This is a genomic window from Sulfurovum sp. (assembly GCF_041562805.1).
Lineage (GTDB): Bacteria > Campylobacterota > Campylobacteria > Campylobacterales > Sulfurovaceae > Sulfurovum.
On record NZ_JBFFOH010000106.1, the window covers coordinates 1 to 8708 of the forward strand.

Here is an 8708-nt window from a genome sequence, read left to right on the forward strand (position 1 = left end):
CCTTTTCTCCCGAAATTCACGCTTTTCCCACTAAATGATCTATAAACGTCATTACTTAGTCTATTTATCTGAAACTAACAAATTCAGTGTTCAAATATTTACCATTTAAGTCGATATTGCATAGAATGTGCACTAATAAATAGTTACATAACTATACGGAGAGAATATGGCTAATAGTCATCGTGCGAATATAAATCCCTTATTACTAATTTGGGCAAGGGAAATATCACGTATGGATATGCACTATGCAGCAAAAAAACTAGGTGTTACTGAAGACAAATTGAAGAGTTGGGAATTTGGAGAAGAACAACCTACTGTAAAGCAACTGCGGAATGCTGCAAATTGTTATAAAGTTAATTTTGGTGCCTTTTTTTTACCTCAGCCACCTGAATCATTTAAGGCTCCAGTTAAAGACTTTAGACGTCACCATGGAACAACATTTGATGATATTGACCCAGAAATCTATATAGATCTCCGTTCAAATTTAAATGTACGTGAGATAGCCATCGAACTAGAAGAAGAACTTGGTGAAAAAACTAGAACATTTCAATTAGAATGCAATATTAATGATGATCCAATATATGTAGCAAAAAGAATACGCAAAGAATTAGATATTTCATTTGCAAAACAGAAAAAATTTAGAGAATCAAGAATTGCATTTAATGCATGGAGAGATGCAATAACGGACTATGGTGTTTTGGTCTTACAGTCAACAAAAATTAGTCTTAATGAAATGAGAGCTTATTCAGTATATTTTGAAAGAAAACCTCTCATAGTTGTGAATAGAAAAGACCCTTACTCCGCGAGAACTTTCTCCTTATTGCATGAGTTTACACACTTACTTCTTCGTTCAAGTGGGCTATGTGATTTTCATGCTAATACCAAAATGCCTGCACATGAACAAAAGCTTGAAATATTTTGTAATAAAGTTGCTGCACAAGTATTAGTACCAGATGAATATTTGTTGAGTTATCCAGCAATACAGGTAACAGAAAAAGAATCTTGGAGCGATCAAACATTAGCATCTATATCTAGAGATTTTGGTGTAAGTCGAGAAGTTGTTCTCAGGAAACTATTAGATTATGATTTAACGACGCAAGCATTTTATGGAGAGAATAGAGAACGGTATAAGCAAGAAGCAATCGAAAGCAAAAAACGCAATAAAGGAGGATTCGTACCTCCGTCGGTTGATGTAGTCAGCGCAAAAGGAAAACAATTTGTATCACTAGTTATTGATGCAATGCATTCTTCACTTATTACACCAAGTGATGCTTCAGATTATTTAGGGGTTAAAGAAAAGCATTTTAGAAAAATTGAAATAAGTTTGGAAGGATAAGAATGTTGGCTTCAAAATATGTAATTGACACTTGTTCACTCACTAAGATGCGACATAATTATCCAAAAGATGTTTTCCCAACTGCTTGGGAAAAAATTTCAAACCTTTCTAAAAGTGGTACGCTTATTTCTGCTGAAGATGTTCTAGAGGAACTAAATGTATTTGATGATGAAATTCTAAAATGGGCACAAGAGCAACTTGATTTTTTCTATCCACTAGATAGAAATGTACAAAAATTGGCAACAAAAATATTAACAGAGTATCCTGGATTATTGGATTTGAAAAAGAATAAGTCAAGTGGCGATCCTTTTATAGTTGCAACAGCAATGTATACGGGTTGTTCTCTTGTTACAGAAGAGAAATACAGTAACTCACCAACTCGACCAAAAATTCCTAATGTGTGTAAAGCATTGGGTATAGAATGTATTAATCTAGTAGAAATGTTTAGAAGAGAAGGTTTACGTGTTTAGTTCAATATGTAACAAACAAAATGAGCAATCAAAGGAAAAAACAAATGAGTAGCGACGCTATCGGAGAATATTACTGTTTATGCGAGCTTCTTTTAGATGGCAAGGAAGCATACTTAGCAAATGGCCTTACTCAAAAGGGCTGGGACATTGCTGTACTTGATGGCAACAAGACCATACGAGTACAAGTCAAGTGCATAAATTGGGAGGCAAGTGGGCAGGCAGCGGTAAAAGGAACTTTTATAACTAAAGAATTCGACTACTTGGTGATTGTCTTACTTAGATACAAGGGAAGTAAATTCACGCCACTTGTGATTCCATATGAAAAACTTAAAGAAAAATCTGAAGATGATAGGGGGAAACTTATAGATGATGATGGCTACGTATATTATTCATCTAAAAAAGAGAAAAAGAGCGGAAATAGTTATGAGAAACAAGCTATTGCTATTTCAACGCTAGAAAATGAAGAAATATTTAACTTATTTGGTATATACAATGCCAACTTTGGCAGCATCAAGGCGTAACAAGGCGCTCCAGCCGACCAGTAAATGCGGCGTTTTGCTTCGTTACACTCTGCATTTAGCGTCGGCTGAGCTTAAACGTTATGCCTAAATTTTAAAGTTATAGGATTACATGAAAAAAGAAGAAATGTTTAGTCGTCTTGTTGAAAATGCTTTTGATTTTCTTTTCAAGGCAATATCGGAAATAAAAGAACAACCCAAGTATTCCATTATCCATTTTTACGCAGCAGTTGAGTTGCTTGTAAAAGCTCGCTTGATGCATGAACATTGGTCGTTAGTAATAGCAAAAAAGCAAGAGCCGGACTGGGATAAATTTGTTGCAGGCGACTTCCAGTCTGTTACTCTTGACGAAGCAGCAACCAAACTAAAAAAAGTTGTGCGTAGCGGTTTATCGCCATCTGAGATAGAAGCATTCAAAGAAGTTGCCAATCATAGAAATAAAATGGTCCATTTCTTTCATGAGGCTCAATCAAAGGAGGAAAGCGAGGAGTTAACACGTAAAGTAGTCAAACAGCAATTAAAAGCTTGGCATTTCTTGCATCAGCTTTTATTGAATAAATGGAAAAATGAATTTATATCATGGAACACAAAAATTTCAGAACTTGATTCGGCTTTAAGACAACGACACGAATTCCTCCAAGTAGTTTTTGATAGCTTGCAACCAGAATTAAAAATACAAACGGAAAAAGGTGCATGGTTTAAAGAATGCCCATCTTGTGGATTTGAATCTAAAATACATGTTCACACAGAAAATATCATTTACGAATCAAAGTGTTTAGTTTGTGGACTTGTTGAAAAATGCCTAAATATTAAATGTCCTGAATGCGATGAAATTATCACTATTTCAGAAGAAGAGACCTCTCCTTGTTGTCAATCTTGTAAATATGAATTAAAACCTGAAGATGTTGGTGTAGCATTAACAGATAATGGTGCTGCGCATATCGCTGCTATGGAAGGTGATGATTCATATGATGATGCAAATTGTAGCTATTGCAATGGTTACTACACTGTAGTGCGTACTGAAAATGACAAATGGGTTTGTACTCAATGTCTCAGGATATTTGATTCACTTGAACGTTGTGAATGGTGCAGTGATTTTAATACAGGAGACATGCAGAATAGTTATGTTTCTGGTTGCAATTGTTGTGACGGGATGGCAGGATGGCGTAGAGATGACTAGGAAGAAATGAAGAAAACAATATTTATAATAATACTAGGCCTATTTGGACAACCGGTAATAGCTGATGATTGTGATTTAAACCAAAATACCAGAGTGGAAAAAAATATCGAACTTCAGAAAAAATATCCTGGAAGTTTTCTGGTAGATAAAAACTTTATTTTAGTGGTGCCCGTTAAAGAAGGCGAAGTTCGAATTAATATTGGTGGCTGTGTACATTATGGAGTAACCATTGAACTGAAAACAAAAAATGCTAGTAAGTATAAAGAAGAAAAAGAATTTATGAATAAAATCCTTCATCTAGCAAAAACATACTCTCAGGGTATGATTAAATATGAAAAGTTAAAAAAAGTAATAAAAGACCGAAACTGGTCACAACCAAAATCACCCTCAAAATTTTATTTTTTTAATTATGATGGTTCTCCATTTGAAGTCTATGAAACCAATGAAGGGCTGTACACTATTATAGGGTTTAGCTCCTACAGCTAACAAGTTATTCCTCATTTCCCTGCTACAGGGTAAAAGTTTTCTGTTTGGTTATTTTATAGCTGATAGAACACTATCACAAGAATCAATTGATGAAGATTTACATGAAACACACATTCTCACTTCAATTGTGGCTGCCTTCATTTCTATATATTTCATTGGCAGTGAATTGGCTTTAGTTCTTAACGCGTCTGCTTCAGATTGATATCTTCTCATACTGTTTCCACATTCAGACAATGAAAGCTTTTTCATAGCAATACCTTCATATGCCAACTCTTTCAATTTAGCTTTAATATCTGCAACCAGGGTGTCATGGTTAACGGCTTCTTTCTTAGCATCTTCATATGATCCAGCCTGGAAAGTAAATGTAATAGAAGCTGTTTTCCCGATAGAACCTTTATTTACCAAAGATCCATTCATATGTTCTCCATGCTTACCCAACACAGCTTTAACACTATCAGGTTGAACTTCTATAATTGGAATCATTATTTGGGCAGAGTATTTGGCACTTTTTAAGCCGGAGGCTGGACCCATAGGAACACTTTTAATCATTCCTCCGCTTACTGAAGTTTTATATTGAGCATTAAATCCTAACGTTTCATTTTCAAGAGAAATCAGAACACTTGTATTATCTGGAAGGTTAGTGCGACATTCGATGACTGCTTGTCCAGATGAAGTAATAGAAGCTTTCGGAAATAAGATAACATCTTCATTCATAACACTTTGAATAACTGGAGCTGGAGTAGATTCTACTGTTTCTTTTTTACTGTCTGAACACCCTACAAGTAATAAAAGCAATGTGGATAATAGTATTTTATTCATTTGGTGTCGCCTTTAAATCATAGTTTCCAATAGTATATCTCAATTGGAAAGAAAGGCAAATAGTTGTAAATTTCTGTCATTAAAAGAGCATGAAGGGGCTTTGATATTTATCACGCATGATAAGACTTTTTTTGAGCATTTAAATACGAAGAATTGGGTATTTTAAAAAAGTCAGAAGAAACGTTATGCGGTTCACGAGATATTGTAATTGACGACCCGTTGGCTTAAATATAAGAAAATCAGTTACGTTTGGTATCATTTATGATGAATTTCATAGGTGGCGACTGACCCTAAATTTTATGACTACGAAGGTGTAAACCTTGCTATTGTTGAGTGGATTATTAGAAACGGTCTTCCTAAGTTTAAACAGTAGTGTGCCTCTATAATTAGCGAGCTATAGTTTAAGGTTAAATCTTGAACGCTATTTGTACTCTTTTAACTCTGTGTTAGTTCTAACTCCGAGTTTGGCGTAGAAAATACACTATTTAAGATCATGTAAGATTGAACTTCTGTACTGTTTGATGGATTTTCAAGTGCAAACTCAATCCCCGAGGGCACAATTAATATTGGTTACCCGACCCCTTTGCTTGCGGGTATGTAGAAAAATATAGTCTTAAGTGGTAAATATGACATATATTGACGAGATTACCTAATAATAAAGCAATTATTTGTAATCTTATTATATAATCTTGTCAATTTAATATATTCAAGGAAAAACATGTTGCTAAAATTTGGTGCACAAAACTTCTTTTCGTTTAAAGAAGGCTTTGAAGTGTCATTAGAACTTGGACAAACATGTCCTAAAAGCATTTCTCATAATAAAAATTTTGCAAATGTATTGGCAATTAAAGGAGCTAATGCATCAGGTAAAACTAATGTTCTAAAAGTATTGTCCTTTATTAAAGAGTTTGTGACAGAGTCATTTAGTTATAAACCAGAAGATGAGATTTTTATAAATTCTTATTTTGATAGTGAAGAGCCGACGAATATTTATGTCATTTTCTTGGATAATAATATTCAGTACAAATATGAAGTAGAGTTAACAAAGCATGAAATTATTTCTGAAACTATATACAAGAAAACGCAAAGATCAACGAAGTTAATTGAAAGAAAAAAGAATAAATTAGATTATAGAACTGAGCAGTTCAAAGAGCTGGATATCGTTAAACTAAGAAAGAATGCTTCAATAGTTAGTACAGCTAAGCAGTATGAAGTAAAAGAACTAGATATTTTCTATGATTTATTTTTAAAAATAATGGTACCAAATGTTAGTTATTTAGGAATGCACGATAAGCTTCCAAATACGCAAATTGCCTCGAGTTTTTATTATACTAATGAAGAAGTCTTTTCTTTTGTAAAAAAACTCCTTATCCAATCTGATACTGGCATAAATGATATTAAGATATTTGAACGAGAGGATGAAGAAAACGATGAAAAAGAATATTTTCCTATTTTTTACCACACAGTTGGAAATACTCAAAAAACATTGACAATATATGACCAATCTAGTGGAGTAAAAACTTTATATCAACGCCTTGGCTTCTATAAGATTGCTTTGGAAGAAGGGTCAATATTAGTATTAGATGAATTTGACATTAATTTGCATCCTGATATTTTACCTACACTTATTGAACTTTTCGAAGACAAAAAAACTAATACTAAAAATGCTCAATTGATTTTTACTACGCATAACAGTGACATAATGGACAACCTTGGTAAATATAAAGTAGTTTTAGTTAATAAAGAAGAGAATGAAAGTTTTTTATATCGCTTGGATGAAATTCCTGGTGATTTACTTAGAAATGATCGTTCTATATTTAAAGTTTATAATACTGGAAAGATTGGTGGAAAACCAAAGATAAATTATGGCGAAATTTAAAAATACTAAAACGTTAGCACTTCTAAAAGATATTATTACATCCTCTCTTGATAATGATGGTGATACATTAACATCTAGATGTAAATTCAATTTTTCATATTTTGATTCCTCGCAACCTGCTGGACAAGGTTTTTCTGACTGGGGTCATAATGAACTTATAAAATTGTTAGAAAAATTAGTCAATTACTCTAAAGAACCGTTGTCTTATTGGAAAAATCAAAAAAATGGAAAACAAAATATTTTAGAAATTTATGGTGATTTTCCAAAGAACTCTGACTTTGAGCATCCCAAATATATTCCTCATCAAGCACAATGGGGTAGGTTTCGATTAGAAGCTAAAGTGAGGTTGATTGGGTTTGTTTTGCCTTCTACGTATGATAACACTGTACATAAAGTGACAGCCAAAAGATATGATGTAAATACATTTTATGTCGTTTTTTTAGATAAAGATCATATGTTTTACAAAATAAAAAAATAAGAGTGCATTCCTTATAGTCTAATTGTTTACTTGAATTATTTAGAAGGTGTTAAAGTTGATGATCGATTTATCAGTATTAGTAGCTACATTACTAACAATAATAATTCAGATGTGGTACCTCATACCAATAGCATTGATTATCCTCTTTTTCAAATCACCATTCGGCAAAGGCCTGATGGGTGAGATGCTTGTCAACTTTGCTGTAAATATCCGGCTGGACAAGCAGAGGTATCATCTGTTGAAAAACGTCACGCTTCCGACTGAGGATGGGACGACGCAGATAGGCCATATTGTTGTTTCCGAGTTCGGTGTTTTTGTTATTGAGACGAAGAACATGAGAGGATGGATCTTTGGGAATGAGAAGCAGAAGAGCTGGACACAGAAGATATACAGACATACCAACACTTTTCAAAACCCGCTGCATCAAAACTACAAGCATGTAAAGACCATGGAGTCTACACTTGGGATTGAGGCAGGCAAGATATTTTCCGTTGTCGTCTTTGTTGGCGACAGCACTTTCAAAACAGAGATGCCTCCGAATGTGACGTACGCGGGCGGTTTTGTACGCTACATAATGTCCAAAACAGAGAAGATCATCACACCTGCCGAGGTCAAACAGATTGTTTCTATGATAGAGTCCGGCAGACTGACGAACAGTTTTAAAACACTCAGAGAACATGTTAGACATGTTAAAGAGATCGTCAAAGAGAAAGCAAACCAAAACGTCTGTCCGAGGTGTAGTAGTCCACTGGTTTTGCGTGTAGCGAAGCAGGGTGTAAACAAAGGCAATGAGTTTTATGGTTGCAGCAGTTACCCTAAGTGCCGGCACACCGCACAGGTTGTATAAGTAATCTTTTCAGGCCGGATCGACGAGCTCAAGCAAACTGTCTTTCTGTCATCATCTCTTCGCTAAATATGCTAAACTAACTCTATGGATTTATGGATTTTAGGGTCAGGTGACAACCCACTACTTTTGCAGTATGATGCGCTGATTTGTTACAAGAGAATAGAGATGCAAAGAAAATCTAGTCAAGAGGTCAGTGTCATCATCTCTTCATTAAATATGCTAAACTAACCCTATGGCAACACAACTCGAAAACCAGACCGAACTTCTGACACGCGAACCCAAACAGTTTGCTGTTTTCATGCTCAATGACGACTACACGACGTGGGAGTTTTGCGTCCGCATTATTTGCACCGTGTTTCACAAAAGCGTCCTCGAAGCAGACGACATTACCCACGACATCCATACCAAGGGCAAAGGGCTGTGCGGTATTTACACCTATGAAGTTGCGGAGACCAAGGCCTCTCTTGTGCAGCAGCAGGCGCGCAAAGAGGGGTTTCCCATGCGCTGTTCCGTCGAAGAGCAGTAGGCGCGTGCGGACGCAGTGACCATCGCAAGAGCATCGGCTTAAACATTACGCAGCTATATGAATACTTTTGAAAGGCAATGGTTTTACGGCTGCAGTGCTTATCGAAGTGTCGGCACACCGCGCAAGTGGTATGATTAGCGTTCAGTTGCGTTCAGGTTTAGGAGAAAGA

10 protein-coding genes are annotated in these 8708 nt (G+C 35.2%); 9 read left to right on the top strand and 1 reads right to left on the bottom strand.

Features of this window, described 5'->3' with window-relative positions:
* Positions 1-166: 166 nt before the first annotated feature.
* The 5 genes from ABYK33_RS11145 to ABYK33_RS11165 all read left to right on the top strand — a co-directional run bounded on the left by ABYK33_RS11145 (position 167) and on the right by ABYK33_RS11165 (position 3990).
* Positions 167-1336 (top strand): ImmA/IrrE family metallo-endopeptidase, encoded by a 1170-nt coding sequence (locus tag ABYK33_RS11145; protein WP_373033284.1) that lies wholly within the window; start codon positions 167-169, stop codon positions 1334-1336.
* 2 nt (positions 1337-1338) lie between these two features.
* On the top strand, positions 1339-1806 hold the full coding sequence (locus ABYK33_RS11150; RefSeq protein WP_373033285.1) for a DUF4411 family protein: 468 nt from the start codon (positions 1339-1341) through the stop codon (positions 1804-1806).
* 44 nt (positions 1807-1850) lie between these two features.
* Positions 1851-2327, top strand: coding sequence for a hypothetical protein (locus tag ABYK33_RS11155; RefSeq protein WP_373033286.1), 477 nt, complete (start codon positions 1851-1853; stop codon positions 2325-2327).
* Between the two features lie 109 nt (positions 2328-2436).
* Positions 2437-3504: a hypothetical protein gene (locus tag ABYK33_RS11160; RefSeq protein WP_373033287.1), complete on the top strand. Its 1068-nt coding sequence runs from the start codon at positions 2437-2439 to the stop codon at positions 3502-3504.
* A 6-nt stretch (positions 3505-3510) separates the two neighbouring features.
* Positions 3511-3990 carry a hypothetical protein gene (locus ABYK33_RS11165; protein ID WP_373033288.1) on the top strand — a complete coding sequence of 160 codons (480 nt, stop codon included), beginning with the start codon at positions 3511-3513 and terminating at the stop codon, positions 3988-3990.
* 48 nt (positions 3991-4038) lie between these two features.
* Here the strand turns inward: ABYK33_RS11165 and ABYK33_RS11170 are convergent, their stop codons facing one another.
* On the bottom strand, positions 4039-4809 hold the full coding sequence (locus ABYK33_RS11170) for a hypothetical protein (protein ID WP_373033289.1): 771 nt from the start codon (positions 4807-4809) through the stop codon (positions 4039-4041).
* Between the two features lie 718 nt (positions 4810-5527).
* Between ABYK33_RS11170 and ABYK33_RS11175 the strand changes: the two genes are divergently transcribed.
* The 4 genes from ABYK33_RS11175 (at position 5528) to ABYK33_RS11190 (ending at position 8539) form a co-directional block, all read left to right on the top strand.
* Complete coding sequence (locus ABYK33_RS11175) at positions 5528-6688, top strand: ATP/GTP-binding protein (protein ID WP_373033290.1); 1161 nt, start codon at positions 5528-5530, stop codon at positions 6686-6688.
* Entirely contained in the window at positions 6675-7166 is a 492-nt protein-coding gene (locus ABYK33_RS11180; RefSeq protein ID WP_373033292.1) for a hypothetical protein, read from the top strand. Before ABYK33_RS11175 ends, ABYK33_RS11180 begins: the two co-directional genes overlap by 14 nt.
* Positions 7167-7224: 58 nt before the next feature.
* Complete coding sequence (locus ABYK33_RS11185; RefSeq protein ID WP_373033294.1) at positions 7225-8013, top strand: NERD domain-containing protein; 789 nt, start codon at positions 7225-7227, stop codon at positions 8011-8013.
* A gap of 232 nt (positions 8014-8245) precedes the next feature.
* Positions 8246-8539, top strand: a complete 294-nt coding sequence (locus ABYK33_RS11190) for an ATP-dependent Clp protease adaptor ClpS (RefSeq protein WP_373033295.1) — start codon at positions 8246-8248, stop codon at positions 8537-8539.
* Positions 8540-8708 lie beyond the last annotated feature (169 nt).

Bases quoted from the DNA above. Each gene is read 5' to 3' on its own strand.
- ABYK33_RS11190 (WP_373033295.1), top strand. From the start codon at position 8,246: ATGGCAACACAACTCGAAAACCAGACCGAACTTCTGACACGCGAACCC.
- ABYK33_RS11150 (WP_373033285.1), top strand. From the start codon at position 1,339: ATGTTGGCTTCAAAATATGTAATTGACACTTGTTCACTCACTAAGATG.
- ABYK33_RS11155 (WP_373033286.1), top strand. From the start codon at position 1,851: ATGAGTAGCGACGCTATCGGAGAATATTACTGTTTATGCGAGCTTCTT.
- ABYK33_RS11175 (WP_373033290.1), top strand. From the start codon at position 5,528: ATGTTGCTAAAATTTGGTGCACAAAACTTCTTTTCGTTTAAAGAAGGC.
- ABYK33_RS11180 (WP_373033292.1), top strand. From the start codon at position 6,675: ATGGCGAAATTTAAAAATACTAAAACGTTAGCACTTCTAAAAGATATT.
- ABYK33_RS11185 (WP_373033294.1), top strand. From the start codon at position 7,225: ATGATCGATTTATCAGTATTAGTAGCTACATTACTAACAATAATAATT.
- ABYK33_RS11160 (WP_373033287.1), top strand. From the start codon at position 2,437: ATGAAAAAAGAAGAAATGTTTAGTCGTCTTGTTGAAAATGCTTTTGAT.
- ABYK33_RS11165 (WP_373033288.1), top strand. From the start codon at position 3,511: ATGAAGAAAACAATATTTATAATAATACTAGGCCTATTTGGACAACCG.
- ABYK33_RS11145 (WP_373033284.1), top strand. From the start codon at position 167: ATGGCTAATAGTCATCGTGCGAATATAAATCCCTTATTACTAATTTGG.
- ABYK33_RS11170 (WP_373033289.1), bottom strand. From the start codon at position 4,809: ATGAATAAAATACTATTATCCACATTGCTTTTATTACTTGTAGGGTGT.